Source organism: Sulfitobacter aestuariivivens, from assembly GCF_014763045.1.
Classification (GTDB): Bacteria; Pseudomonadota; Alphaproteobacteria; order Rhodobacterales; family Rhodobacteraceae; genus Sulfitobacter; species Sulfitobacter aestuariivivens.
In genome coordinates, this window is record NZ_JACTAG010000001.1 from 1500514 (window position 1) to 1526932 (window position 26419).

A 26419-nucleotide genomic window follows, 5' to 3' on the forward strand; every position below is an offset into this window, starting at 1 on the left:
CACCTTGGTCCTATTGGTGCGCCGGACCTAACAAGGCGCGCGCGCAGGGTCCAGAGGATGCGTCAGCTGACGGCTTCTTTTGCCAGGGTTTTGACGTCGCTGCCGCTGATCCGGGGGATGACGCGGTATTTCGCCTCGACAAAGTTGTAGAGCGCAAAGGCCAGTAACCCCAGCCCGGCAATGCCCAGCAGGAAACGACCAAAGGCCATGTCGCGCAGGCTTTGCAGCGCTTGCCCCAGACCGCCCGCCTGTGAGGCATCGGAGTTCAGCGCGGCGAACCCCAGCGATACGGCGACCAGCGCCAGCAAGCCGCCGTAGATAATCAGCCCACCCATGAGCACCGGTTCCGCGTCGCGGGTAAAGGTGGAGGATTCGAGGTGGTCCTTGTAGGACCCGCTCCACCCTTTATAGGCGTAGTAAATGCCAGCCCCCAGCATGATCAGCGCCGCAGCAGCGACAAGATAGCGACCTGCAGGCATCGACATCAGCTTTTGCGTCCAATCCTCTGCGGCACCACCGGAGCCTGCATTGCCGCCCCCCATGGCCAATGACAAAACTGATACACCGATGATGCCGTGCAGGACGCCCGTCACGACCTGACCCGCGCGTGCGATCAGGCCCTTACCATCTGTGCCGTGATCTTCCACGTCCGCCGCGCCAGCGACGATGCGCCAGATCATATAGGCGAAAAGACCAAAGCCAATGATCCACAGCGCGGTTACACCCCAAGGCTGGGCGCGTAGGGTGGCCAGCGCATCCTTGGTGCCCGAGGCCTCATTGGAGTTCAGTGCTGCGGCGAAGGCCAGCGCACCCACGGTTGTGTAAATCAGCCCGCGCGCACCATAGCCGGCGCGCATGATCCATTTCAGTCCTTCGTGGGATTTCTCAGCCATCTGCGCCTCCTGTCGGTCAATAGGACAGCGCTTGAGCGGGGGAGTTTGTTCCCGAATGGATGTGGGCGCAGTCAGTTCTGCGGTTCTGGCAGGGCCGGGCATACCTCGCCCACAACAGTGCCGTCATACGCCTTTTTGCCGCAATCGTTCAGGTCGTGCCAAGAATAGCCGCGTCCGTCGTCGGTGATTGCGACAAAACGGTCAACGCCGAAGTGCACATTTTTCTGCCCCAGGAATGTCAGCGCCGTGCCTGCGGCCAGTTCCGCCCCGAGCGCTGCTGCATCAAAGCAGCCGAACCACCCTGGCGCGTTGCGGGGGGTGACGCCTTCAACCATCACATAGGTTTCCGTCAGCAGTGCAAGGCTGAGATCGATGGTGAAACACGCGCGGTAGCGGATCGGAGAGCTGTCAGCATCGATGCCCTGAAAGCTATCGGCAGGTATCAGCTCCGGCATGCCCGTAGACAGCGACACAAGCTGCACATCAGCGCCATCCGCCGCGATTTCTTCATAAAAGCCATAGACCTGCAGGTAGTAGAGGCCGGCCCCAGCGATGAGAGAAGCGATCAAGATGACGATCCCTATGATCTTGCCGCTCACGCCGCATCCTCGGTTCGGCCGCCGGCGCGGGTGTCGACAAAGGCATCCGCGCACATCTTGGCAAGGGCGCGCACCCGGCCGATATAGGCCTGGCGCTCCGTCACACTGATCACACCGCGCGCATCCAGAAGATTGAACATATGGCTTGCCTTGATGCACTGATCATAGGCCGGATGCGCCATGATGATGCGTTTTCCGGTTTTGGGATCTGTCGCGGGCTGATCAAGGATTGCCTTGCAATGGGCCTCGGCTTCTTCGAACTGGCGCAGCAAAACGTCGGTGTTCGCCGTGTCAAAGTTCCAGCGGGCGTATTCCTCTTCCGTTTGCTTGAAGACGTCTGCGTAGGTCAGCGGAATGGGGGCGTCTGGGTCATTGAACGGCATGTCCATCACGTGATCGACGCCCAGTACATACATCGCCAGACGCTCCAGGCCATAAGTCAGCTCGCCCGAGACAGGGTGGCAGTCGTGCCCACCAACCTGTTGGAAATAGGTGAACTGGCTGACCTCCATACCGTCACACCAGACTTCCCAGCCCAGCCCCCATGCGCCCAGCGTAGGGCTCTCCCAGTCGTCCTCGACAAAGCGAATGTCGTGCAGATCCATGTCGATCCCGATCGCTTCGAGCGAGCCAAGATAAAGGTCCTGCAGGTCAGGCGGGCTGGGTTTGATCAGAACCTGATACTGGTAGTAATGCTGCAACCGGTTGGGGTTCTCGCCATAGCGCCCGTCCGTCGGCCGCCGCGACGGCTGCACATACGCGGCTGTCCAGGGTCGACTGCCAAGCGAACGAAGGGTGGTTGCAGGGTGGAAGGTCCCGGCACCAACTTCCATGTCATAGGGCTGCAGGATCGCACATCCCTTGGACGCCCAATAGGATTGCAGGGCCAGAATAATCGCCTGAAAAGACCGGGGGGCCGCGGTGGTTTGTGACATGGGATTTCCCTTTGACGCTGCGCGCCTTTCCTAGTGGTGTGGCAGGGCGGGGTCAATTGCCAGCTTTCCGGGTCAATGGCCCTTTATCGCATGGCATTTCCGCCGAATTCCTGATTACCTACGGGGAATTCAGAATCTTGCGAGCAGATGTGACGATGACCCGATTTTTCCTGGCCGTGCTGGCCGTTGTGTTAAGCTATTCCGTTTCCACCAATGCGCATGCCCAATCGGCAGACGAGGTTGTCTGGGTGCAGATCGAGGCGCAGCCTTCGCTGGCCGCTGCGACAGATCGCGCGCGGGCCTATTCGACCCTTCTGCAGGATGTGAACGGGTTTGCGCTGGGTGGTGGGTGGTACGGCATCGCTGTGGGTCCCTATCGCCGGGCCGATGCGGAACTGGTGCTGCGCCAGTACGTAAGCGAAGGCTTGGTCCCGCGCGACAGCTTTATCCAGCTTTCCAGCAGGTTTCGCGGGCAATTCTGGCCGGTGGGTGCCAATGTGCTGAACCGCGGGGTGCTTGAGGCACCGGAAAATGTACCCACAACTACCCCGGCGCAACCGGCACAGGAACCTGCGGCAGAGACGGTTGAAGTGACCCCGCCGGAACCCTCTGACGAGACGCCCGCACAGGCGCGCCGCTCCGAACGATTGCTGAATGCACAGGAACGCCGCGACTTGCAGATCGCCTTGAAGTGGGCCGGATTTTACACAGCCGCTATCGACGGGGCCTTTGGGCCGGGCACGCGCAACTCAATGCGTGCCTGGCAGGGGGCCAATGGCTACGAACTGACTGGCGTGCTGACCACACAGCAGCGCGCGGCACTGATCCGACAGTACAACGCCGTTCTTGATGGGCTGGGCTTGCAGATCGTGACCGACGCCAAGGCCGGGATTGAGATGATCATGCCCACCGCCGAAGTCGGACTTGAAAAATACGAGCCGCCATTTGCGCACTACAATAGCACCGGTGATATCGGTGCAAGGGTTCTGCTGATCAGCCAGGAAGGCGATCAGGACACGCTTTTTGGGCTTTACGAGATCATGCAGACGCTTGAAATCGTGCCGTTGAACGGACCGCGCGAGAGGCGCAATGCGTCTTTCACGCTTAAAGGGCAAAACAGTCGGATCGTCAGCGAAACTCAGGTGTGGCTTGAAGGCGGGCAGATCAAAGGTTTCACCCTGATTTGGCCTGCTGGGGACGAGGGACGCCGGGCGCGCGTCTTGCAAGAGATGTCCAAGAGCTTTCTGCGGCTTCCAGGTGTGATGGATCCGGCGGAAGGCAACAGCCAGGACCAATCAATCGATCTGGTCGCAGGGCTTCAGATCCGGCAACCCAAGGTTGCCCGTTCAGGATTTTTCATCGACCAGAAAGGAACGGTCGCGACCACCGCAGAGGCGGTGCAATCGTGTGGCAGGCTGACAATTGACGGTGATACCGAAGCAGAGGTACTGACGGCGGATGCCGCGCTTGGCATTGCTTTGCTGGCGCCCAAATCAACGCTGGCGCCTTTGTCTGTGGCGCAGTTCACCGTGGTGGCACCCCGCCTGCAATCGGAAATATCTGTGGCCGGGTTTTCGTATGAGGGCGTTTTGAGTGCGGCAACGCTCACGTTCGGAAAGCTTTCCGATCTCAAGGGGTTGCAAGGCGAAGCGGATGTCAGCCGGTTGACCCTGGACGCACAACCCGGGGATGCGGGGGGGCCCGTGTTCGATGCCAGCGGTAACGTTATGGGCATGTTGATGAGCCCAAAGGAAAACGCGCGGCAACTGCCCGGCGACGTCAGTTATGCCCTGGAAAGCGCGGCGATTGCAGAAGTCGCCAGCCGATCGGGGTTGAGCCTGATTGCGGCAGAGCGCACCGGGGCGATTGCCCCTCGTGATCTGGCGATTGCAGCACAAGGCATGACTGTATTGGTCAGTTGCTGGGAATAAGGGGTCATCCGGCTTGCACGGATCCCTCTACCCCAGAATTTCCGGTGTGATGTAGATCAGAGTTGGTCCATCGGCCTTGAAAGCGTCGTGCACGGCGCTTTGCATCTCTTCCAGGGTTTGCGGTGCGGTGGCCCCTGCCCCAAAGGCCTGCGCGAGTTTCACAAAATCTGGATTACGCGCCACGACTGCGTTGGGTGCTATCTGGGCGCTGACCATGCTTGCTTCGATTGCCCCAAGCTTGCCGTTGTCCCAAAGGATGATGGGCAGGCTTAGCCCCAGTTCCACAGCTACGCCAAGTTCCTGCATCGTATAATGAAAGCCGTAGTCCCCGGCGATGGCCATGGTGGGCAAACCGGGCCGTCCCACGGCACCGCCAATAGCGGCGGGCAATGCATATCCCAGCGTGCCAAAGCCGTAGGGGTGGTGCCAGTGGCCCGGGCGGTCCATGTCCCAGACCTCCTTGGCGGCATAGGCGAATTGGGTCATGTCGGAATAGATCATCGTGCCGTCTGGCAGGCATGCCTTGAGAGCGTCGCAGATGGTGGGAATGCCGGGGTATTCGGCATCAACTTCTGCCGCCCAGCGGGCCCGCGACCGGGCAATTTCTTCGGCGTTCCAATCTGTGGCAGGTGACGTTCCCGGAAGCGTTTCCGCCAATGCGGCCAGGAATGCGCCCGCTTCGGCCTGAATGGGATGGTCGCAGCGTTGGCCATCTGCCAACACCGCCGTTTCCAGATCGATACGCACAAGTGGCCCGCTGTTTCCAAGTGCGTCGCGCCAGATGTCCACCTGTGCCAATTCGGTGCCCACCGCAATAATCAGGTCGGCATTTTGGATCGCGGTCATGCTATCAGGTTTTGCGAGATAACTTCCGAATGCCAGCGGGTTGTCCGGCCCTACGATACCCCGCCCCGCATAGGTGGTAAAACTGGCCGCGCCGGTGGTTTTCAGGACCAAACGCGCAGGGTCGGCGGCATTCGCTGCACCGCCACCAAAGATAAAAAGCGGTCGTTTTGCCTCAGCCAGCAACGCAGCCACCTGTGCCACATCACCAGCAGAGAACGTCAACGGGGGCGCAGGAGCAAGTGGCTTGGGTGGCGTATCAGCCTGCGCTTCAAGCACAGAAATTGGCACCTGAAGATGTTTGGAACGCGGCCGCTCTGTGCTGAATTCGGCGAAAGCCCGATCGACAAGCTGATAGGCTGCATCTGCCGTGCGCGCCTCTTCCGACCAATCGCACACTGTCCCAGCCGCAGTCTGCTGATCTTTCATCTGGTGTAGCTGCCCCCGGGTTGCAGCCGTTTCATCCAGACAGCTTGAAATCACCAGCATTGGTACACTGTCGGAATAGGCCTGCCCCATGGGCGTCATGATGTTGCACACTCCCGGCCCCGTAATCACGTAAGCGACACCCGGCCGCCCCGTCGCACGTGCATAACCATCGGCCATGAACCCTGCGCCCTGTTCATGCCGGGCGAGAACATGGGCGATCCCGGCCTCTTCAATGCCGCGATACATTTCCTGATTGTGCACGCCGGGAATGCCAAAGATGACATCGACGCCACGGTCTTTGAGCATGTGAGAAATTTGTGCACCAAGCGGACGGGTTTCAGGCATCAGGCCCTCCAGAAAGAAACAGTGAGAATGACGTAGACGGCCATCAGTTCCAGCCGACCAATCAGCATCGCGATGCTGAGGATCCATTTGGCCGTATCGTTGAGACTGCCGTAGTTGCCTGCAGGACCGATGATGTCCCCCAGCCCGGGGCCAATGTTTGCCAGTGCGGCGGCGGCGCCCGAAACCGAGGTGATGAAATCAAGCCCGGTCAGGTTCAGCGCCACAGCGACAAGGCCCATGGTGACCACAAAGAACATGAAGAACGACATGACCGAACTCAACACATCCTGGCCAACCGGGCGGCCGTCATAGCGCGGCGTAAAAATGCCGTGAGGCGAGCGAATGCGCAGCAGTTGCGCCCGAATGGAGGCGATCAGAAGCTGATAACGGAACACCTTGATCGAACACGACGTAGAACCCGCGCAGCCCCCGATAAGGCCGATGAAGAAGAAGAGGCCGATCAGGAACGGACCCCATTGCATATAATTGGCTGAGGCATAGCCGGTGCCAGATATGATCGACGTGATGTTAAAGAGTGACTCGCGCAATGACACTTCCCAATGGCGCGGCGCGGTTTGGTGCAGCGCAAAGGTGCAGACCACAACCAGAAGCAGCACCATCGCAAGGAACGTCCGCACCTGAGAGTCGCGATGCAGCGCCATCGGATTGCCGTTGATCAACTGGACGTAACGCACAAAGGGCAAGGCCGCGAGTATGATAAAGATCGTTGCCACATATTCTGCCGGACCGGAAAACGCGCCAAATGATGCATCATAGTTTGAAAAGCCGCCCGTCGACACAGTCGTGAGTGCGTGCACGGTGGCGTCAAAGGTGTCCATGCCCACGGCCAGATAGCTCAGCACACAGGCCATGGTCAGCCAGACATATATGACAGAGATCTGGGTGGCGATCTGACCGGCACGCGGCAGGATCTTACCCATCGTATCAAACCCTTCGGATTTGAAGATCTGCATGCCTCCGACCCGCAATTCGGGCAGAAATACCATCGCCACGACGATAATACCGATCCCGCCCAGCCATTGCATGATGCCCCGCCATAAAAGCAGCCCCTTAGGCATATCATCCAGACCGCTGAGCACGGTGGCACCGGTGGTTGTCAGGCCGGACATGGCTTCGAAAAAAGCGTCTGTAAAATTTGACCCGGTCGCCCCCAGCATGAAAGGCAATGCTCCGAAAAGTGGCAGCATCAGCCACACGCCGGTTGTCAGTAGGAAAGTCTGCTGGATATTGAGGCCTTCGCGTACGCCATTGGAACAGGCCAGCGCGATCAGTCCGCCCCCTAGCGTGGTGATGATGCCCGCTTCGACGAAGACGTGAGTGTGCCCGCGCCCTTCGGCAAGATCAACCAGCATAGGCAGGACCATAAACGCCCCAAGGACCGCCACCAGCAGGCCAATTACATATCCAACGGGTCGCAGGTCCAACATGGGGGCAGCGTTGGCTTTTGCGTCAAGCAGTGTCAAGCGGTTGGAGCAAGGGTTCTTGCCATATGAGTGGCGCAGTTTGCCTTGCCCCAACCGGATTGAGCGCGTGGCTCAGTGCCAGAAAAGATCGCGAAAGACGTGGTGCACGATCTCTTCGCGACGCAGGCCCAGCTTTGAAAGCTCGGCGTCAGATCTTGCCTGCAGACGTTCCACCTGTTCAAGCCGGTGATAGGCTGTTGAGTTGACGACCATGGCGGTGCCGATGCTGGCAAAAAAGCCGGTCACGGTTTTAGCGGCGTTGCCGAGAAAACCAGAAATGTTTGATGCCACATGAGATGGCGCGGATGTATTCAGATAGGCCATTTTATTACCTTGGGTTTGAGGGGATTTGTCCCTGCCCATCAGATAGGGCGTGCTGCAGCGCAGCAGAACCGACACTATTGCATAGCCGCGTCCCTTGGCGTGCAAGTCTGGTATCAGTGTTGGACCGCGTCTTCCCTGCCCCCGAGCACCATGTAGAGCACCAAACACACCGCGATGACCCCAGCCAGACCCGCGAAGGCAAGCCGGTATTGATCCGCCACCTGCCAGTCCCACGAGGCCCCGATGTCAAGCAACGCACCAAAAGTGATCTGCAGCACAGGAATGGCTGCCACCGACACCAGTGCCAGCAGTGTCGATGCCCGCCCGAGCATGTGATCGGGGACCGCATGGCGCAACTCCGCTCCAAGCGGGATATAGAATTGCTGGAAGAAGATCATACCCAACAGCAACGCGATTGGCACTGCACGCCCGACCGGCCCCACCCCGGCCAGGATGGTCAGGCTGACAACTGAACACGCGGCACCCCAAAAGATGACTGTGCGACGGGAGCGCGCCTTGCGGTCCAGGACGCCAAATATGTACCCCCCAAGGATCGTCGCCAGAAAAAAGACCAGCAGCACGGCACCTGCGGTATCAGGCTGCAGCCCCAGCGCATCCTGCAGAAACGGCCCACCCCAAAGGCCCGTTATGGTCGTGATCGGGCCAAAAGTGACCACTCCCAAGACCAGAACGCGCCAGATCGCCCGTTGACGCAGCAGGCTGATGTAGCCTTCCTTGGGCGTCTCTGGTGCGGGCGGTGTGTCATGCGGAGCACCGGGGCGCACCGCGCGCCAGATCGCCAGTGACAGGATCACCGTCAGCGCCGCTACCGCGCCAAAGACCAGCCCCCAGGGCAGCCGCGACAGAGCAAGGGCAAGCGGATATGTTCCCAGCAATCCGCCGATCCCGCCCAGCGTCACCACCAAACCGCTCATGTATCCGAAATCTTTCGCGCTGAAATTGCGCGCAATAATCACGTGGGTCGCAGCACCCATCGACGCCAGGCCGATCCCAATCAGAACACGCGATATCAGCGCTGTTTCGTAAGTAGACGCGCCAGCAAAAAGGGCCGTGCCCCCCGCAACCAATCCCATGCAGACCGCCAGAACCTTGCGCGGGCCAATGCGATCCAGCGCGCTGCCGAAGGGGACCTGAACGGCAATCGTGGCAAAGAACATCGCCGAGACCAATCCCGCGACAGTAGCGGCTGATATTCCGAAGCTGTCCATCAGGATCGGCGTGAAGACAGAGCCGGATGCGCGGTGGAACTGGCCCAGCGCAAAGATGGCCACGCAGACCAGAAGAACAATGAATTGCCGGGAAGTCATGGCGCGAGATTACGGGGGCCAGCTGCGGATTTGCAAGACGCGGGGAACCGGCGCAGGTGATGTGGGGTTTGTCTGGGAGTCCAATTCCTGAGGAGACACGGTATGTCAGACGACAAGAAAGATGCGCGCCCGGACGTGGCCAAGGATAACCAACCACAAAACCCCAAGGGACCAAAGGAAAAGTGGCACAATCCCGAAGCGACGTTGGGGGATGCCCCAGCCAGTGACCCAAATGCGGAAAAGCGCAGCCGGGTAAGCGACTGATATCGGTCGCCGGGCACTAACGTCTATTGGAAGAATGCGAGCCGGGATCTCTTATGTTTCCCGGCCCGCGTTGGTTGAAAGAAAAAGGGGATACAGCAGCGCTTAACCGACGTGAAAGAGCGTATTGAAAAGCTTGGGATCAATGCTCTGCATTTCAAAGGTCGGTCCTTCGGTCAGAACGCTGATCGCATCGTGGCTGTGCAGGCTTTCCTGATGGCTCGCAATCACGCGGAAATCGCCGACACGAGGCTCATTCTCCAACTGCTCAGCGAACAGGCGCGCGGCGTCTTCGACAAAGATCGGATTGGCCGCGTTGAGTTCCGCGAACGCCTGCTCGTCCTCGCGCTTGACCATGACTTGGGTTTCGGTCGGAACGGCGCGACGGCACGCTTCGATCAGGTCTTCGAACCAGATGAGCGGCGCACCCTCTTCCATTGCCACGGACACCCGCGCGACAGAGCGCTGCGAATGCGGCGTGGCCAATTGCCCACGGGTGGCGCGGGCGTGCTCTGAGAGTTCAAGCGAACAAGGACAGGTCGACGAATAGACATAGTCGAGATGCATTATCCTCTGGCGCACGCCATTCATCTCGACCAGTTCGAGCGAGATGTCATAATACTGATATCCCGACAGACCAGAACGCAGGCTTTCGATCTTCATCGGGAAGGAGAACCGCATCTGTATACGCGCATCAAAGCTTTCTAGATCGGTTTTGTAGTCGTCCAGTGCCCGTTCGATCACTTCAAAGCTGAAGGTCTGCTCAGCGTGCTTGTAAAAGCTGCGCATGATGCGGGACATGTTGATCCCCTTCTTGTCCGCCTCAAGGCTGACGGAGCCGGTGATCGACGTCTCTAGAGTCAAATCACCGTTGTCGCGGGTATGGAATCCTATTGGCAGGCGAAAGTTGGAAATGCCCACGTGCTGAATCTGCCGCTTTGACCCACGGATCAGACTGGACGGGCCATTCTGAAGGTCTGGCAACGTCGCCTTGTAATGCGCGCAGGCTTTGAAATCCTCCGGATATGTCCGGTCGAATTCGGGATAGTCGCCCCGATTGGTCAGCACCCTGCGGATTGCAGGGTCCAGCGCGTCAAGCTCAGCGGTAGAGGCGCCTTTGGCCCAAGTTCTGAGCGTTTCCAGCGCCGCTTCGGCAGCGTCACGGTCCGGGCCTTGATTGACAGGCGTTATGATCGTCATGGTGTGGCCCCCTCGTGGTGCACACTTCTACATAGTCAGGTCAGCCGGATTATCCAACTTACCTACACATATACGTGTCCCGCGCGGATCTGGATCACGGAAAGGACGTCAGATTTCCGGTGTTTGCGACATCCGGCCCGGACAAACCGGCTTTTTGGGCGGCAGTAGTGATCAGCCCCGTCCCCAGCACAACGTACGGGCCTGGCGTGACACACCGCGACGTCAGCGTCTGATCCGCCGGGTCCATATGCCTCATGCCGCTGCAATCACTAGGCCATGCCCCAAGGGCAGACACCGCGCAAACCAGGCCTAAACTTCACTCGCCACCCGCAGGGCCTGAAGAATATCTGCCTTGAGATCGGTTGCATCCTCCAATCCCACCGATATGCGGACCAGACCCTCGGTTATCCCCAGATCCGCGCGCTGCTGGTCGCTCAGCCGCTGATGGGTTGTTGTTGCCGGGTGGGTCAGGATTGTTTTGGCATCCCCCAGATTGTTGGAAATGACGCCAACCCTGATGGCATTGAGAAAGGCAAATGCAGCAGGTTTTCCGCCCTTCAGATCCAGCGAAAGCACGGTACCGCCCTTGCCCATCTGGCGTTGCACAAGTGCGTTTTGCGCATGACCTGCAAGGCCAGGGTAGATCGTGCGGACCAGTGCGTCATGGCCGTCGATTGCCTCCGCGAGCGTCAGCGCGGTGTCGGCCTGGGCATTGACCCGCAGGCTCATGGTCTCAAGCCCTTTGAGCATCACCCAGGCCGTGAATGGCGACATGGAACCACCGGTATGCTTCATGTAGGGTTCGACCGTCTTGCGAATGAATTCCCGTGTCCCGAGAATTACACCGCCCAAAGCCCGCCCCTGCCCATCCATGTGTTTCGTTGCGGAATAGATGACCACATCAGCGCCCTGTTGCAGCGCGCGTGAAAAGACCGGAGTGGCAAAGACATTGTCCACCAAAACCAGCGCCCCATGGGCATGGGCCAGCTTCGAAATCGATTCGATATCAACCACTTCGAGCGTTGGGTTCGCAACGGATTCAAAAAATACCGCCTGCGTGTCCGGGCGTATGGCGGCCTCCCATTGGGCCAGATCGGTGCCGTCCACAAAGGTCACCTCGACCCCAAACCGGGTCAGCACCTCTTCGAGCACGTAAAGACATGACCCAAAAAGCGCACGTGCCGATACCACGTGGTCACCGGCTTTCAGCATCGAGGTCAGCGCGCCTGAAACCGCCGCCATTCCCGAGGCTGTGGCAAACGCATCTTCGGCCCCCTCAAGGGCGGCGATGCGTTCTTCAAACATCGCCACAGTGGGATTGCCGTAGCGTGCATAGATGAATTCATCCGGCCCACTATCAAGGAATCGCGCCTCGGCGTGTTCAGCGGTTTCGTAGACAAACCCTTGGGTGAGAAAAATGGCCTCGCTCACTTCGCCATATTGGCTGCGGCGGGTGCCGGCATGCACGGCCTTGGTGCGGTCCTGCCAGTCATTGGTCATTGTATGTCCTTCCGGCCCGCCTGGCGGGCAATAAAAAAACCCCGAACGCGGTCAAGCGAAAGGGGCTTTCTCCTGACCTTTTAGCAGATTGTTTTACGTGGCCCGCAATCCGGTAACAAATCACCACGACAGGCGGTGTACGCCTGTGCGAGAATGTCGTCAATGGGGTCGTAAGGCGGGCACCCTGCCCAATGATTTGTTCTGAATGCCGGGTTCAGAGCACCCCCGACATTTTCCTTTCGACATTCTACGCGTTCTCGGCGACGTTCTTTGAGAGAGTTTCAACAGGACGCATCATGACCATTGATCTTTACTATTGGCCCACGCCAAACGGCTGGAAAGTTTCGATAGCTCTTGAAGAGATGAGCCTGCCGTACGCCACCCACCTCATCAATATAGGCAAGGGAGATCAATTTAATCCGGCGTTCCTGAAAATTGCACCTAACAACCGGATGCCCGCGATCACAGATCCGGACGGACCGGACGGCGCACCAGTTTCGATCTTCGAATCCGGGGCGATCCTGCAATATCTCGCACGCAAGACAGGCACGTTTTGCGGCAATACCGAACGAGAGCGTATTGCCGTGGATCAATGGTTGATGTGGCAAATGGGCGGGCTGGGGCCAATGGCAGGTCAGGCCCATCATTTCTTGAAATATGCGCCGCACATGGATCCACCAAACGACCTGCCTTACGCCAAGGACCGCTATCGCTCTGAAACCGGTCGGCTTTATGGTGTGCTCAACCGTCAGCTCAAACACAACGAATACGTTGCGGGCAATTTCATATCGATCGCTGATTTCGCTTGTTGGGGTTGGGCGTCGCTATGGGAGGGTCAGCAGCAGACGCTGGAGGACAAGCCGCACATGGCGCGCTGGTTGGAGGTGATGTGGAACCGACCCGGCGTGCGTGCGGGGCGTGCGCTCCACGCAGAAAAGCGTGCCGATTTTGCCAAGGACAAAGACGCGCAGGCACGGTTGTTCAAGAAGTAGGGCGGCGGGGTCAGGAATTCCTGCCTTTACCTAACGTCGCTCAACGCGTTAACTGTTTGATATTTATCCACGTTGGTTTTCCGCGCAGCATGATTGATTTCATCTTCTCTCCTGGATTTCTGGTTTATCTCGCCGGGGCTTGCTATGTACTTGGCCTGCTGATCATCAATCAGATCGTTCTGCGTCTCCTCGTTCTGCTCGGCACGTTCCTATACATCATCTACTACGCGGTTGTGGCGGCTGAACCCTTGTGGGAAGCCATCTATATCAGCCTCTTTATCGGCGCAGCAAATGTGATTGGCCTGTTTAGCTTGCTAGCACGCAATTCCCGGTTGGCGATCCCGCGGGCGCACCGCGATATCTACAGTCACTTTCCGACCCTGCCCCCCGGTGACTTCCGCACTCTGATGAACCATGCCAATCGGCGTATCGCTGACGACATAGTGCCGCTGACGTCGGAAGAGGCTCCGCTGACGCGGCTCTTTTACGTTATCTCCGGCACCACCATTGTGGACAAGAACGGCGACCGGTTCGAGCGTCCCGCAGGAGCGTTCGTGGGCGAAGTCGCGTACCTCACCGGGCAGCGCGCATCTGCCACCACGATGCTCGCACCGGGTAGTGAATTCCTGGAATGGTCCGCATCGGATCTGGCGTTGATGTCTGCTCGGTCAAGCCGGTTCAAACTGGCGCTTGAGGCGGTACTTTCGTTGGATCTGGCCCGTAAAATGTCCACCTCTGTTGCCCCGATGGAGGCAACGTGGCGGCCCGAGCTGACCGTGGTTACAGAAACCTGAGCCGTGCTCAGGCGTCATCTTTCTCTGGCGAATGGTCTTGAAAAAGGCGGGCCTGAAACATGAAAAACCCAAAGAGTGCAGCGGTCAAACCGAATGTCTTAAAGTAAACCCAGGTCTCTGTAGTAAAAGTGCGCCAGACGATTTCGTTCGCCAGCGCCAGCCCGAAGAAAAAGAGCATCAGTCGTTTCGTCAACTTAATCCATCCTGCATCATCAAGTGGCATCATCTCTTCCATCACGTACTTCAGATAAGATTGCCCGCGCAGCACCCCCACGGCCAGCAACCCCCCGAAGAGTAGGTAGATCATCGTCGGTTTCATCTTGAAAAACCGATCATCGTTAAGCCAAACCGACAGCCCGCCAAACAGCACGACCAAAATCACGGTCGCCACCTGCATACGTGCCAGCTTGCCCGTCAGCATCCACATGATTCCCGTGGTCAGCACCAAAAGCGGAATGAACGCGGCCGTGACAACGATAAAACCGTCATAGTCGGTGCCACCGATGGTGAAGGTGTTATCCTTCAGCCGCAGGTAAGCCACGAAGAACAGCAGGATCGGGCCAAACTCCAGGGCCGATTTCAGAAAAGGGTTAATCTCTTTGCGTGCGCTCACCGGGCTCTCCTTCATCCACCCATCTCAACTATCACAGCGCCCAGTGCAATCAATGCCATCAGCGCAATGCGGCGCGGTCCGACGGTCTCTTTCAAGAAAACCACCCCGATCAACGCGGCAAAGACGGTTGAGGTTTCGCGCAGAACCGCTGCCTCCCCCACCTTGTCAAGGCGTGTTGCCAGCATGATCGCACCAAAGCTGAGAAAGGCCACGATGGCGCCCAGAACCCCCCGGGACATCAACGGCCCGATCGCCGGCGCTGCGACACCCAATCGCTGCCACCGCACGGCAGCAATGAAGGGCATCACCGCACCGTCAATCATGAAAAACCAAGCCAGAAAGGTGAACGGATTTTCCGTAGCCCGGATGCCATAGGCATCATACGTAGTGTAAAGCGCCACAAAAAGGCCCGTCAGCACCGCAATGCCCAAGGCCGCATTCAGCGTATCGCGCTGCGCTTCAAGCTTGACCATGTTGTAGACGGCCAGCCCGAATATCCCCGCCAAAAGCACGGCAACCCCGGCCCATTGGGTCAGCGTAAAGCGTTCGTCAAAGATGAGGTAGGCGCCGATAACAGCAAAGAGCGGCCCGGTTCCGCGCACCACAGGGTAGACAACTGTGTAGGCCCCTTTGGTATAGGCCCAAGCTTGCAGGCATTTGTAAACAATGTGAATCGCCCAGGCGACAGCGAAGATCAGCCACATATGTGGCTCAGGCCAGGGAACAACAAAAAGCGCAAAGGGAGCCGCCATCAGACAATAGCAAACGTCAATCGCCCCGCGCGTAAGCCACGGATCGTGCCGCCCCTTTTGCAACGCTCCAAAAACTGCATGCAAAAACGCCGCCATGATTGCCAGCCAAAAGGCTACGGTATGACCCGATGTCGTTCCTTCGATACTGAGAAGCCAGTCGGTCATCGGTGTGGTAAATGCAGCTTTGCCACACCAAACCAATATGCCCTGCCGCACGCGGCTGATATGAGTTTAGTTGGAAAGATGAAGAGGGCCCATGGGTCTTTGTCTTTCAAATCAGATTCGCATCCCGCAAGAACCATATCCGGTTCGCCTGACAGCGTTTTTGACGCGTGCCAGGTTATGCCGGTTGTCATCTGTCAAATCCGACAAGGGCATCCGCAAACTCTTCTGGGTCGAATGGTGCCAGATCATCGATCTGTTCACCAACGCCGATGGCGTGAATGGGCAGGCCGAATTTGTCGGCCAACGCCACCAGCACGCCACCCTTTGCAGTACCGTCCAGCTTGGTCATGACAAGGCCGGAAACATCTGAGATGTCCTGGAACACCTTGACCTGGCTCAGCGCATTCTGCCCCGTGGTCGCGTCGAGGACCAGCAAGGTGTTGTGCGGTGCGGTTTCGTCTTTCTTGCGGATAACGCGGACGATCTTTGCCAATTCCTCCATCAGGTCACTGCGGTTCTGCAGTCGGCCTGCGGTGTCGATCATCAGCAGATCAGCCCCATCTCGCTGTGCCTGCTCCAACGCATCAAAGGCGAGGCTGGCAGGGTCCGTGCCCTGCGGCGCGGTCAGCACCGGCACCCCTGCCCGTTCGCCCCAGACCTGCAGTTGTTCCACCGCAGCAGCCCGGAACGTATCGCCTGCGGCAATCACCACTTTCTTACCGGCGGCACGAAACTGACTGGCGAGTTTGCCGATGGTCGTTGTTTTGCCTGAGCCATTCACACCCACAACCAGCACCACTTGCGGCGTCTTTGGATAAAGCGGCAGGGGCCGGGCAACGGGTTCCATGATACGCGCGACTTCGTCCGCCATCAATTTTTTGATTTCAGCCACCGATAGTTTCTTGCCAAAACGGCCCTCGGCCATGTTGGCTGTCACCCTAAGGGCGGTATCCACCCCCATGTCAGCTGTGATCAAAAGCTCTTCGAGCTGTTCGAGCATGTCGTCATCCAACGTCCGCCGGACAACGGTCTTGGGCGCGGAGCGACCAATAAGGCGGCCCAGAAGTCCAGGCTTGCTTTCGGTCTCGGACGTATCTTGGTCAATGAGATCCGGGGCGACGGGTGTCAGCGTGGTACGCAAGGGGGCGGTTTCGCGCGGGGGGTTTGCGCGCTGCACCTCTTCCTGCGCCTTTCGGGCCGCTTCTTCGACCTGCGCCTCTTGGCGGCGCGCCTCTTCGGCAGCTTTGCGTGCGGCATCTTCTTCGACGGCGCGAGAGGCTGCTGCCTCTGCCTCCGCCTGCCGGGCCGCTTCGGCCGCTGCAGCACGGGCTGCTTCGGCCACGCGCGCGGCGCTCTCTGCCTCTTGTCTTTGTATTTCTTCTTCGGCTTCGCGTTCAGCGCGGGCGGCAGCTTGCAGGGCTGCCTCTGCCGCGGCGTCATCAGCGGCCTGCTGCGCGGCTTCTTCATTGGCTTGCCGGGTGGCTTCATCAGCGGCCTCTTGGGCGGCGCGAAGGGCCGCTTCTTCAGCAGCTTTCTGGGCCTCGGCACGCTGGACCTCGGCGGCTTCAGCTTCGACTTGACGTGCCGCTTCGGCCCCTAGGCGTTCAGTTTCAGCCTGACGCGCGGCCTCAGCGGCGTCTGCGGCGGCCTGCGCTGCAGCTTTCTCTGCGGCCCGGGCTTCTGCCAGCCGCTGTTCTTCCGCCAATCGCTGCTCTTCTGCCAATCGCTGTTCTTCGGCCAAACGCTGCTCTTCAGCCAATCTATCCGCTTCGGCCGCGCGCGCCTCCTGGAGGACCTGCTCTGCCGCCTCGGCCTCTTGGGCCGCCGTATCGATCGTTTCCTCTTCACCGCCCTCGCCAACAATGGCTTCAAGGCCTTCGTCGATCTTGCTGGAGGACTTGAACAGCCGCTCTTTGAGTTTCTTGAAAAATGCCAAGGCAGGACACTCCGCGCCAGTTTTCCCTGACTTATAGCCTGTGTCCTTGGGATGGAAGGCGCGAAGTGTCGGCGGACTTGCTCTTACGGGCCACGCCCGCACGTTGCAGGTCTATCCCCAGCAAAGCTAACACAGATCTGGGCCGGTCATCAGGTAACTTTCTGACGAGAGGCCCCGAAGCCGCGCGCGGGGCGCAGCTCAAGATCTCAAGCCAGTGACACCGAGGCAAGGATGGCAACAGCCACCCAATAAAGCGGCCAGATCAGAATGTTCGCGGCCCGCTCGAAAGGGCCGCCCTTGGCTAGGATGAACGTCTGCAGCCCCAGCAGAGTATCGGATGCCATGAAGAGCACGGCGCCGATGATGACCATAGGGCTTTGCGTGGCAAGAGCGGCCACACCCATGGTCATGATGATGGCGATGTAAATCGCCACCGGCAGGCGCAGTTCACCAGCCCGGCCGAGCAGGACGCGGATCATGAATAGGGCGTGCAAAGACATCGCAAGAACAGCAAGTCCCATAGACACGGAATTGAGCTGGTCAGGTGTGGCCCCTAATTCCAAGACGAATACGGCGATCCAGGCCAGGTGGCCCAGTGCGAAACTGATCAGTCCTGCCAGAAAAAAGCGTTCGCCGGAGCGGGACAGGAACACGTCCCCCAGGCTGCACAGCGCGAGTGCCGCCGCCACGAGGGGCGCACTCAAAACAAGCGCCAGAACCACAAGAGGAACCAGTGCCAAGCTCTTGACACTGCTGCGAAACCACGAAGTGCCTTCGCGCAGGGAGAACCCCCAGTAAAGCAAGGCAGACGCCCCGCTTATAGCCCACAGCAAGGTCTCAGACCTCGTCCGGGAAATGCTTCATTGTCAGCCGGATCGGATTCGGAGCCGCCTGCCCCAACCCACAGATAGACGCGTCGATCATGGCGGTTGAAAGCTCTTCCAGCAGCCCCTTGTCCCAGTGATCTGCTTGCATCAATTTGACCGCTTTTTCGCAGCCCACCCGGCAGGGTGTGCACTGGCCACAGCTTTCATCCTCAAAGAACCGAAGCATGTTCAGCGCAGCACCGCGAGCGCTGTCGTGATCCGACAGAACGACAACAGCTGCGGAGCCGATGAAAGAGCCATGCGGCTGCAGCGTGTCAAAATCCAGCGGAATATCATTCATCGACGCAGGCAAAAGCCCGGATGAAGGGCCACCCGGCTGATACGCCTTGAAAGAATGACCTGCTACCATCCCACCAGATGCCGCGATCAGATCCATGATAGTCGACCCCGCGGGCAGCACATACATGCCCGGCTTTGCCACGCGGCCCGAAACAGAATAGCTGCGCAGCCCCGTGCGCCCGTTTTTCTCAGTACTGTTGAGCACCTCAGGCCCTTCGCGGCAAACACGGGCGACCCAATGCAAGGTCTCTACGTTGTGGACCAAGGTGGGGGCGCCAAAGATGCCGACCTGCGCCACAAAAGGCGGGCGGTGGCGTGGCAGACCGCGTTTGCCTTCTATGCTTTCGATCATCGCACTTTCTTCGCCACAGATGTAAGCTCCAGCGCCGCGCCGCAGGTCGATGTAACCCGGCTCTACAATAGCTGCGTCTTCCAGTGCCTTGATTTCACGTCGCAATATTTCCAGAACGGCGGGATATTCGTCACGCATGTAAATATATGCGCGGTCCGCCTCCACTGCCCAAGCGGCGATCAACATGCCTTCTAAGAACAGATGCGGCATACGCTCAAGATACCAACGATCCTTGAAAGTGCCCGGCTCGCCCTCGTCGCCGTTCACTGCTAGATAGCGTGGTCCGGCATTGGCCCTTACAAAACCCCACTTCTTGCCGGACGGGAAACCGGCCCCGCCCAGACCGCGCAAGCCCGAGGCCAGCACGGTTTCCTGCACGGCCTCCCAGTTGCCGTTGGTGCGCAGGTCTTTCAGGGTTTCGTACCCACCTTCGGCAACATAGGCATCATACCCTTCGTAGGCAGGTACATGCACGTGGGTGTCGCCCGTAGCGATGGCGGCATCGACCTTTTCAGGTGTGGCATGGTCGATGTGGTTGTGTCCGATCTCAAGCACCGGAGCGGTATCGCACCGGCCCATGCAGGGTGCCCGCAAAACACGCACTTCAGAGGCATCAAGCCCATCTTCCAATGCTTTTTTCAGCTGCTGTGCCCCGGCCAATTCACAGGAAAGCGAATCGCAGACACGGATCGTCAACGCTGGCGGCTTTGTCGCGCCTTCCTTGACCACATCGAAATGGGCGTAAAATGTCGCGACCTCATACACCTCAGCCATCGACATGCGCATCTCTTCGGCAAGCGCGCGCAGGTGTGCAGCAGAAAGGTGACCATACCGGTCCTGAATAAGGTGCAGGTGTTCAATCAACCGATCGCGATCGCGCGGCAGGCCATCAAGCAACGTGCAGATCTCTTCCCACGCCTGATCCTCAAGCTGACGGCCCTTGGGGTGATGCCGGCCCTTGCCCTTGCCGGATTTCCAGACACCTTTGCCCGAATTCTTTGACTGTCCGTCCAGCGCCATCTTGGCCCCCTTCTTTGATCTTGCCGCGACCCTATCAAATCGCGGAGCCTCCCTGCGACCGAAAAGCGACGCCTGCGCTTCGCTTTGCGCGCATTCTGTCCGCGCGCGGCAAGTGCCCGACTGCACGTAGCACTCCCGCTGTCACACCCTTGCCGGGCCGCTGGCACTGGCCCGGACTTTCTGGCAATCTTCGGACATGAGGATATTTGCACTGATCATCGCGCTGCTGACCGCCCTGCCTGCTTTGGCACAAGACCGCATGTCAGCAGCAGAATTCGATGCCTACACCAAGGGAAAGACTTTGTTTTATGGTCGAAACGGTGCGGCCTATGGTGCTGAAGTCTATCATGGAAATCGCCGCGTTCAGTGGTCCTTTCTGGATGGCGAATGCAAGGAAGGGCACTGGTACGAGGAGGCAGGACTGATTTGCTTTGTTTATGAAGATACCCCTGATCCGCAATGCTGGTCTTTTACAAAAGGCGCGCGTGGATTGATTGCGCGGTTCGAGAACGATCCCGCCTCTACCGCACTTTACGAAGCGCAAGACGTTGGAGAGGAATTGCTGTGCCTAGGTCCCAAGGTGGGAGTGTGAGGGCGCTTTTCGTCGCATTGGTCGCACTTGCCGCGCCCGTGCTTGCTGAACCGCTTGATACGGAAGAGAAATTTGAAGCCTACGTTGGCGGTCGCACCATGTTTTTTCACTTGGGTGACGGACGTATCTATGCATCGGAAAGCTATTTGGAGGATCGCAAGGTGCGGTGGTCCCGCGCGCCTGGCGACTGTCTGGACGGAGATTGGTATGAAGATGACGGGCTGATCTGTTTTGTGTACGAAAATAACCCGGAACCGCAATGCTGGTCAGTAGAGCTGACACGTGGTGGGCTCAAAGCGACGTCCGTGCGGGGGCTGACCCCGCTCACAATCTTTGAAGCCGGTGACGGCGAACCGCAGGAGTGTCTGGGCCCGAAAGTGGGGGTTTGACGGGCAGTTTGGCATCTGAGTTGGTGCCAAAGCGTATGTGAGGGACGCTCAAAACAACGACCCTTGATCGGGCGGATTGCCCCTCTTTTTGGATGGAGCCGTCGCGACCTTGCCGCCCGCTACATCCATGCGCCCATCGGCAAACTGAATCTCCAAAGCACCGGCTTTTTTCGCGACCTTGGCGGACGTAACAACGCGACCTTCACTGCGCACGACAGCAAAGCCGCGCTCAAGTGTCGCCTCGTATCCAAGTGTATTGAGCACCCTGCCGCGCGCTTCAATCTGTTTTTGCCAACTGTCGATCTGTCGCGCGCCGGCAGCAGAAAGGCGCGCGGTCAGATCTTCAAAGCGCTGCCGCTGCCGCGCACTTTCGCTAGCCAGTGTGTCAGGGCGAAAGCGGCGGCTGATGGCGGCCAGCGCATCGCGGCGCCTGCTGACTGACCGTTCCAAAGCAGGGGAAAGTCGCGTTCCAAGCCCGCTCACTGCGCGCTGTCCTTCGGCGACACGGCGCGACAAGGTTGCGGGTCGCAGTAGTCCCGAAACGTCTGACAATCGGACCCGCCTGCGTTGCACGCCGGTCATCAACGACGGGCCCAACTTTTCGACGGCCCGGTCCAGCCGCTGTCGCGGTGTGTCAAGCAAGGCATCCGGTCGCGGCAAGGCCCGCGCCATATCCCGCAAGCGCTGGTCGCGACGGCTTAGCCCCTGGCTTAGCAATTGACCCATGCGGGCCCCCTGCCCCTCAAGCCCCGCGGCAAGTTCGTGTCGCACGGGCACCGCCAGTTCTGCAGCAGCGGTTGGTGTGGGCGCCCGCTTGTCAGACACAAAGTCGATCAGGGTGGTATCCGTCTCATGGCCCACGGCTGAGATCAGCGGAATGTCGGAAGCAGCGGCAGCGCGGGCCACGATTTCTTCGTTGAAGCCCCACAGATCTTCGACAGACCCACCGCCACGAGCGACGATGATCAGATCAGGCCGGGGCAGCGCACCACCGGGGGACATTGCATTGAAGCCGTCGATGGCGCGGGCCACCTCCGGTGCGCAGGCCTGTCCCTGAACCGCAACCGGCCAAACCAACACCTTGCGCGGGAACCGGTCCCGCAGACGGTGCATGATGTCGCGGATCACGACCCCCTGCAGCGAGGTCACAACGCCAATGATGTCAGGGAGGTATGGCAGGGGTTTCTTTCGGGATTCGTCAAACAACCCCTCTGCCGCCAGCGCCTTTTTGCGCTTTTCCAGCAGCGCCATAAGCGCCCCCTCGCCCGCAATGGTCAGTCGCTGGGCATTGAGCGCGAATTTGGACTGAAAGCCGCTGGCGGTCATCTTACCTTCGGCGACGACCTCTGTCCCTTCCTCGGGGATCATGCCAAGTGCCGGAATCTGACCTTTCCAGGTCATGCACGACAGCACTGATCGGTCGTCCTTGAGGTCAAAATAAAGGTGCCCCGAGCGCGCCTGAACCACGCGCCCCACCTCGCCCTTGATGCGAACCCAGCCCAGCTCGGCCTCGACCAGTTTCTTAACCGAACCGGCAATTTCCGAGACGGTGAATTCGGGTGTGTTGGATCCCGGTTGCGGATCGTCGAGAAGGTCCATGCCTGCGCCTTGTGTCCTGCGTCGCTGCACCTTAGAACGCGCATCAATCAAGGCCAAGGGAGCGCGCACATGAATATCCTGATCCTCGGCTCCGGCGGGCGCGAACATTCTCTTGCCTGGGCGGTGATGCAAAACCCCAAATGCGACAAACTGATTGTGGCGCCAGGCAATGCCGGGATTGCCGCCATTGCCACCTGCGCAAGCGTTGACGTGATGAATGGGCCGGCGGTGGTTGGCTTTTGCGAGGAAAACGCGATTGATTTCGTCATCATCGGGCCCGAGGCGCCGTTGGCCGCTGGCGTGGCGGACGAATTGCGCGACGCCGGTTTCAGCGTTTTTGGCCCCTCGGCGGCAGCAGCGGCTCTGGAGGCATCCAAAGCCTTCACCAAAGAGATCTGCGATGCGTGCAACGCCCCGACGGCGGCCTATGGGCATTTTACGGATGCGCAGGCTGCGCGGGCTTACGTGACGCAACAAGGTGCCCCGATCGTGATCAAGGCCGACGGATTGGCCGCCGGCAAAGGCGTCATCATTGCCATGACGGATGCAGAAGCAATGGATGCAATCGACACGATGTTCGATGGCACCTTTGGTGACGCCGGGGCTGAGGTCGTGATCGAAGAGTTCATGGAAGGCGAAGAGGCATCGTTCTTTGTGCTGTGCGATGGCGCCGATGTGTTACCCATTGGCACGGCACAGGACCACAAGCGAGTGGGCGACGGCGATACCGGTCCGAACACAGGTGGTATGGGTGCCTATTCTCCTGCGCCGGTGTTGACTGATCAAATCGCCGAACGCGCGCTGAACGAAATCATTCGCCCGACGATGGCGGAAATGGCGCGACGCGGGATGCCCTATCAGGGGGTGCTTTACGCGGGTCTGATGATCAAGAACGGCCTGCCCCGGTTGGTAGAATACAACGTGCGTTTTGGCGATCCTGAGTGTCAGGTCCTGATGATGCGGCTGGGCGCGCAGGCATTTGATCTGATGCATGCGGCGGCTGAAGGGCGCCTATCGGACATGCAGGTAAACTGGGCTGACGATCATGCGATTACCGTCGTGCTCGCGGCAGACGGCTATCCCGGCCCCTATACCAAGGGGTCGATCATCAAAGGGTTGGACGGGATTCCGGAAGACAGCAAGAACATGGTCTTTCATGCAGGTACAGCCATGCAAAATGGATCAATCGTCGCCTCGGGCGGGCGCGTCCTGAACGTGACGGCGCGCGGCGATACCCTCGCTGACGCGCATGAACGGGCTTACGCGATGATCGACCAGATCAACTGGCCACAGGGCTTTTGCCGTCGCGACATTGGCTGGCGCGCCTTGCACGGCCACGCCGCCGAGTAGCTGAAGGGCGACCGAAAGGTGATCTAGCTGAACGGATCAGACCAGTTGATCCAGGCCCTTCGCAACGGGCAATGCGTAGTGATCATCGAAACATTCACCTCAAGAAACCTCAACCCAGGTGATCTTTGGGTGCAGCGCAAGTAAGTCCGACTCAACCGCAAAACGAGCGGAATTCGGGTTTGATCTGACTGAAACCAATGTTGGGGTTTGGTGCGGTCGGAGAGACTCGAACTCTCACGGGTATTACCCCACAGCGACCTCAACGCTGCGCGTCTACCATTCCGCCACGACCGCATGCCATGAGGGTAAAACGCACATAGCCAAATAGGCACGCCACCTCAAGGCCAAATCGTCCAGTAAAAACCCCCGCCGCAATGCCTGCGGCGGGGGCCCTGTTTCGAGGCTGTGTGTCGGCCCTATTCGCTGATGGAGAAGGTCGGCACGCCTGACCCGGCAGTTGAGGCCGGCACAACCGGTGTAATCATCGCAGCAGAGCCGTTCATGCGCTGGCTCGCCTTGCGGATCAGCTCTGTCCGCTCTGGCTGTCCAGGGACGAAAACCGCTGCGGCCCCGCTATCGGCGGCGGCAAGGCCTGCTTCGTACCAGCTTGTCGCCATGTCCGGGCTCTTGGCCGGACCGAACCCTTGGCTCAAGTGATGGCCCATCAATTCGCCATAAACCCTGTCGCCCAGTGCATAGAGCAACAAGGCCGAGCCAACGGCCACGTCCATGTTGTCCGTCCGGTAGCCGACGCCAAGGCAGATCTGCGCAGTCCCTTTAAGCTGCGCCGGGGCCATCCCCGTAGACAGAACAAAGGCAGAGGCATCGGCGGCCACTGCATCTCGCGGCTTAGCCGACAAGGATGCTACCTTGTCCTTCAACGCGGGGCCGAAACCGCCACATTGTTGGGCGATCTGATCAGGCGTGAAGCCCTGGATCTTGCTGACCAGTTCCTCGGACTTGGCAATAGCGTAGGTCCGCGCAAGACAGAACTGTTCGTTCAGCGCCACGTTAGGGTCCGTCATGCTGGCCAGTGTCACAAAGCCACCGTTGGTGTTGGTGATCAACGACACCGTGTTGCAGTGAGACGCCAGTGAAGCTTGTGTGCCCGCGCCCATGAAGTTGGGCAGCGCGCCTGATGACGTGGCTTGCGGTGCGACCGCAGCCGCTAATGCCGTGGCACCGGCAAGGGGCTGCGCGGCGGGTGCTGTGGCAACAACCGTCGGCTGTGTGGGCTGCGGCACGGGTTGTGGCGTGACCACAAGGGTGGTGGCTGGTGCAGTGCCGGCCATTTCGGCACGGTAGGTTTTCAGCAAACCGCGCGTTCCGTCGGGATTGGCAGCAACCTGCTGCTGCACGGCATATCCGCCCGCCTGCGCGCGATTGTAGCTTGAGATCAGCAAATTTTGCTCAAACGCAGAAAGCTGACCTGTAACAGGATAGCCCATATAGGCCTGATACTGCGATACGGCATTGCGGGTCTTGCGGCCCAACTGGCCATCAACGGCGCCTGCATCAAAGCCAAAATAATTCAGCGAGGCCTGAATATTTTTGCCTTCTTGTGTCGATGGCAAAGAGGACCGCTTTTTGCTGGTTGTGCGCCGTGTGGTGCTGCGCGTCGTGCGCCGTTGCTTTTTGGCGTTGGCGCCAACAATGCCGCCGATAATCGCGCCTGCGATAAAGTCACCAGCGTCCGCTTCGACGCGATCTGCTGGGACAATGGCCAGGGACACTGCAAAGACGGTGCCTGTTAAAATTTTCAAATACATGGTTTCGCTCCAATGAACGTGACTCGGGATATTGCGAAAACGCTAGCACAAGGTTTCGCGCTCACCCAAATGAATCAGGAGTTTTTTCGCCCAAAAGTATTGAAATCCTTACCTCTGAGGCCGATTTTGAAGGATTAAGCCACTGTTTCTCGACGCCCGGAGCCATGTGATGACGAAAAATCCAGCCCCAACCACCGCCGCAGATTCCCGGGTCGTGCAGGTCGATATCGTCTCTGACGTGATGTGCCCCTGGTGCATTGTGGGGTTCAAACAACTCGAGCAGGCTCTCGGCATGACCGGCACTGGCGCCTATGTGCGCTGGCACCCGTTTGAGCTTAACCCGTCCATGCCACCCGAAGGTCAAAACCTCGGAGAGCATATCGCTGAGAAGTATGGCAGCACGCCCGAACAATCCGCTCAGAACCGCGCGCAATTAACTGCGCTGGGGGAAAGTCTGGAATTTACCTTCAACTTTACCGACGACAGCCGCATCGTGAATACCTTTGCGGCGCATCAACTGCTCGATTGGGCGCAATCGTCCGGCAAGCAGCATCCGTTAAAGATGGCTCTTTTCAGTGCCCATTTCACAAAGGGCAGGAATGTTTCGCTGGCGGATGTGCTGGTTGATGTCGCGGCCAGTGTCGGGCTTGATCGGGTCGAAGCCGCGAACGTGCTTTCCACTGGATCACAGGCTGAGGAAACCCGCGCACGACAGCAGTTCTGGACGTCGCGCGGAATATCTGGCGTGCCGTCCATGGTGTTTGACGGCAAATACCTTCTGACAGGGGCGCAAGGCGCCGAAACCTATGCCCAAATGCTGCAAAAAGTGGTCTCCGAAAAAGAGGCCGCTTAAGTTGG

General features: G+C 59.0%; 25 protein-coding genes, 1 tRNA gene and 1 riboswitch. Of the genes, 8 read left to right on the forward strand and 18 right to left on the reverse strand.

Features of this window, described 5'->3' with window-relative positions; all coding sequences use genetic code 11:
• Positions 1 to 62 precede the first annotated feature (62 nt).
• The 3 genes from H9Q16_RS07395 to H9Q16_RS07405 form a co-directional block, all read right to left on the reverse strand.
• Positions 63 to 893: a DUF1206 domain-containing protein gene (locus H9Q16_RS07395; protein WP_246455534.1), complete on the reverse strand. Its 831-nt coding sequence runs from the start codon at positions 891 to 893 to the stop codon at positions 63 to 65.
• A 71-nt stretch (positions 894 to 964) separates the two neighbouring features.
• Positions 965 to 1492: a DUF6446 family protein gene (locus tag H9Q16_RS07400; protein WP_191074679.1), complete on the reverse strand. Its 528-nt coding sequence runs from the start codon at positions 1490 to 1492 to the stop codon at positions 965 to 967.
• Positions 1489 to 2427, reverse strand: a complete 939-nt coding sequence (locus tag H9Q16_RS07405) for a glycine--tRNA ligase subunit alpha (RefSeq protein WP_191074680.1) — start codon at positions 2425 to 2427, stop codon at positions 1489 to 1491. Before H9Q16_RS07405 ends, H9Q16_RS07400 begins: the two co-directional genes overlap by 4 nt.
• 155 nt (positions 2428 to 2582) lie before the next feature.
• Between H9Q16_RS07405 and H9Q16_RS07410 the strand changes: the two genes are divergently transcribed.
• Complete coding sequence (locus H9Q16_RS07410) at positions 2583 to 4358, forward strand: serine protease (RefSeq protein ID WP_191074681.1); 1776 nt, start codon at positions 2583 to 2585, stop codon at positions 4356 to 4358.
• Between the two features lie 27 nt (positions 4359 to 4385).
• Here H9Q16_RS07410 and H9Q16_RS07415 read toward each other — a convergent pair whose 3' ends face one another.
• The 4 genes from H9Q16_RS07415 to H9Q16_RS07430 all read right to left on the reverse strand — a co-directional run bounded on the left by H9Q16_RS07415 (position 4386) and on the right by H9Q16_RS07430 (position 9111).
• Positions 4386 to 5936 carry a 5-guanidino-2-oxopentanoate decarboxylase gene (locus H9Q16_RS07415; protein ID WP_246455536.1) on the reverse strand — a complete coding sequence of 517 codons (1551 nt, stop codon included), beginning with the start codon at positions 5934 to 5936 and terminating at the stop codon, positions 4386 to 4388.
• Between the two features lie 38 nt (positions 5937 to 5974).
• Complete coding sequence (locus tag H9Q16_RS07420; protein ID WP_191074683.1) at positions 5975 to 7423, reverse strand: TrkH family potassium uptake protein; 1449 nt, start codon at positions 7421 to 7423, stop codon at positions 5975 to 5977.
• 108 nt (positions 7424 to 7531) lie between these two features.
• Positions 7532 to 7783, reverse strand: a complete 252-nt coding sequence (locus tag H9Q16_RS07425; RefSeq protein WP_191074684.1) for a hypothetical protein — start codon at positions 7781 to 7783, stop codon at positions 7532 to 7534.
• 113 nt (positions 7784 to 7896) lie between these two features.
• Complete coding sequence (locus H9Q16_RS07430) at positions 7897 to 9111, reverse strand: MFS transporter (protein WP_191074685.1); 1215 nt, start codon at positions 9109 to 9111, stop codon at positions 7897 to 7899.
• 102 nt (positions 9112 to 9213) lie between these two features.
• On the opposite strand from H9Q16_RS07430, the gene H9Q16_RS07435 reads away from it, so the two are divergent.
• Positions 9214 to 9375, forward strand: coding sequence for a hypothetical protein (locus H9Q16_RS07435; protein ID WP_191074686.1), 162 nt, complete (start codon positions 9214 to 9216; stop codon positions 9373 to 9375).
• A 102-nt stretch (positions 9376 to 9477) separates the two neighbouring features.
• On the opposite strand, the gene folE2 is transcribed toward H9Q16_RS07435, so the two are convergent.
• The 3 genes from folE2 to metZ form a co-directional block, all read right to left on the reverse strand.
• Positions 9478 to 10572 carry a GTP cyclohydrolase FolE2 gene (folE2, locus tag H9Q16_RS07440; protein WP_191074687.1) on the reverse strand — a complete coding sequence of 365 codons (1095 nt, stop codon included), beginning with the start codon at positions 10570 to 10572 and terminating at the stop codon, positions 9478 to 9480.
• A 94-nt stretch (positions 10573 to 10666) separates the two neighbouring features.
• Positions 10667 to 10828 (reverse strand): hypothetical protein, encoded by a 162-nt coding sequence (locus H9Q16_RS07445; RefSeq protein WP_191074688.1) that lies wholly within the window; start codon positions 10826 to 10828, stop codon positions 10667 to 10669.
• Between the two features lie 53 nt (positions 10829 to 10881).
• Positions 10882 to 12072 (reverse strand): O-succinylhomoserine sulfhydrylase, encoded by a 1191-nt coding sequence (gene metZ / locus H9Q16_RS07450; RefSeq protein WP_191074689.1) that lies wholly within the window; start codon positions 12070 to 12072, stop codon positions 10882 to 10884.
• Positions 12073 to 12132: 60 nt separating this feature from the next.
• Positions 12133 to 12209, reverse strand: a riboswitch (SAM riboswitch).
• 159 nt (positions 12210 to 12368) lie between these two features.
• Here metZ and H9Q16_RS07455 point away from each other — a divergent pair.
• On the forward strand, positions 12369 to 13064 hold the full coding sequence (locus H9Q16_RS07455) for a glutathione S-transferase N-terminal domain-containing protein (RefSeq protein WP_191074690.1): 696 nt from the start codon (positions 12369 to 12371) through the stop codon (positions 13062 to 13064).
• A gap of 89 nt (positions 13065 to 13153) precedes the next feature.
• Complete coding sequence (locus tag H9Q16_RS07460) at positions 13154 to 13858, forward strand: cyclic nucleotide-binding domain-containing protein (RefSeq protein ID WP_191074691.1); 705 nt, start codon at positions 13154 to 13156, stop codon at positions 13856 to 13858.
• A gap of 7 nt (positions 13859 to 13865) precedes the next feature.
• Here H9Q16_RS07460 and H9Q16_RS07465 read toward each other — a convergent pair whose 3' ends face one another.
• The 5 genes from H9Q16_RS07465 to H9Q16_RS07485 form a co-directional block, all read right to left on the reverse strand.
• Positions 13866 to 14471, reverse strand: coding sequence for an inner membrane-spanning protein YciB (locus H9Q16_RS07465; RefSeq protein ID WP_343067802.1), 606 nt, complete (start codon positions 14469 to 14471; stop codon positions 13866 to 13868).
• 11 nt (positions 14472 to 14482) lie between these two features.
• Entirely contained in the window at positions 14483 to 15388 is a 906-nt protein-coding gene (locus H9Q16_RS07470) for a DMT family transporter (protein ID WP_191074693.1), read from the reverse strand.
• A 187-nt stretch (positions 15389 to 15575) separates the two neighbouring features.
• Complete coding sequence (ftsY, locus tag H9Q16_RS07475) at positions 15576 to 16730, reverse strand: signal recognition particle-docking protein FtsY (RefSeq protein ID WP_343067821.1); 1155 nt, start codon at positions 16728 to 16730, stop codon at positions 15576 to 15578.
• A gap of 800 nt (positions 16731 to 17530) precedes the next feature.
• On the reverse strand, positions 17531 to 18157 hold the full coding sequence (locus H9Q16_RS07480; protein ID WP_191074694.1) for a lysoplasmalogenase: 627 nt from the start codon (positions 18155 to 18157) through the stop codon (positions 17531 to 17533).
• 4 nt (positions 18158 to 18161) lie between these two features.
• Positions 18162 to 19862, reverse strand: coding sequence for an NAD(P)H-dependent oxidoreductase subunit E (locus H9Q16_RS07485; protein ID WP_191074695.1), 1701 nt, complete (start codon positions 19860 to 19862; stop codon positions 18162 to 18164).
• 196 nt (positions 19863 to 20058) lie between these two features.
• On the opposite strand from H9Q16_RS07485, the gene H9Q16_RS07490 reads away from it, so the two are divergent.
• Positions 20059 to 20454 carry a hypothetical protein gene (locus H9Q16_RS07490; protein WP_191074696.1) on the forward strand — a complete coding sequence of 132 codons (396 nt, stop codon included), beginning with the start codon at positions 20059 to 20061 and terminating at the stop codon, positions 20452 to 20454.
• The gene (locus H9Q16_RS07495) at positions 20451 to 20843 is read left to right on the forward strand and encodes a hypothetical protein (RefSeq protein WP_191074697.1); all 393 of its coding nucleotides are present in this window, start codon (positions 20451 to 20453) and stop codon (positions 20841 to 20843) included. The genes H9Q16_RS07490 and H9Q16_RS07495 overlap by 4 nt, the downstream gene beginning before the upstream one ends.
• Positions 20844 to 20891: 48 nt before the next feature.
• Here H9Q16_RS07495 and xseA read toward each other — a convergent pair whose 3' ends face one another.
• Positions 20892 to 22442 (reverse strand): exodeoxyribonuclease VII large subunit, encoded by a 1551-nt coding sequence (gene xseA, locus H9Q16_RS07500; protein ID WP_191074698.1) that lies wholly within the window; start codon positions 22440 to 22442, stop codon positions 20892 to 20894.
• A 69-nt stretch (positions 22443 to 22511) separates the two neighbouring features.
• Here xseA and purD point away from each other — a divergent pair, with 69 nt between their 5' ends.
• Positions 22512 to 23792, forward strand: coding sequence for a phosphoribosylamine--glycine ligase (gene purD / locus H9Q16_RS07505; RefSeq protein ID WP_191074699.1), 1281 nt, complete (start codon positions 22512 to 22514; stop codon positions 23790 to 23792).
• Between the two features lie 208 nt (positions 23793 to 24000).
• Here purD and H9Q16_RS07510 read toward each other — a convergent pair.
• Together H9Q16_RS07510 and H9Q16_RS07515 are read right to left on the reverse strand one after the other, a co-directional pair.
• Positions 24001 to 24086: transfer RNA gene (locus tag H9Q16_RS07510), tRNA-Leu, on the reverse strand.
• A gap of 122 nt (positions 24087 to 24208) precedes the next feature.
• Positions 24209 to 25561 carry a peptidoglycan-binding domain-containing protein gene (locus tag H9Q16_RS07515; protein ID WP_191074700.1) on the reverse strand — a complete coding sequence of 451 codons (1353 nt, stop codon included), beginning with the start codon at positions 25559 to 25561 and terminating at the stop codon, positions 24209 to 24211.
• Between the two features lie 169 nt (positions 25562 to 25730).
• Between H9Q16_RS07515 and H9Q16_RS07520 the strand changes: the two genes are divergently transcribed.
• The gene (locus tag H9Q16_RS07520; protein WP_191074701.1) at positions 25731 to 26414 is read left to right on the forward strand and encodes a DsbA family oxidoreductase; all 684 of its coding nucleotides are present in this window, start codon (positions 25731 to 25733) and stop codon (positions 26412 to 26414) included.
• The last annotated feature ends 5 nt before the right edge of the window (positions 26415 to 26419 follow it).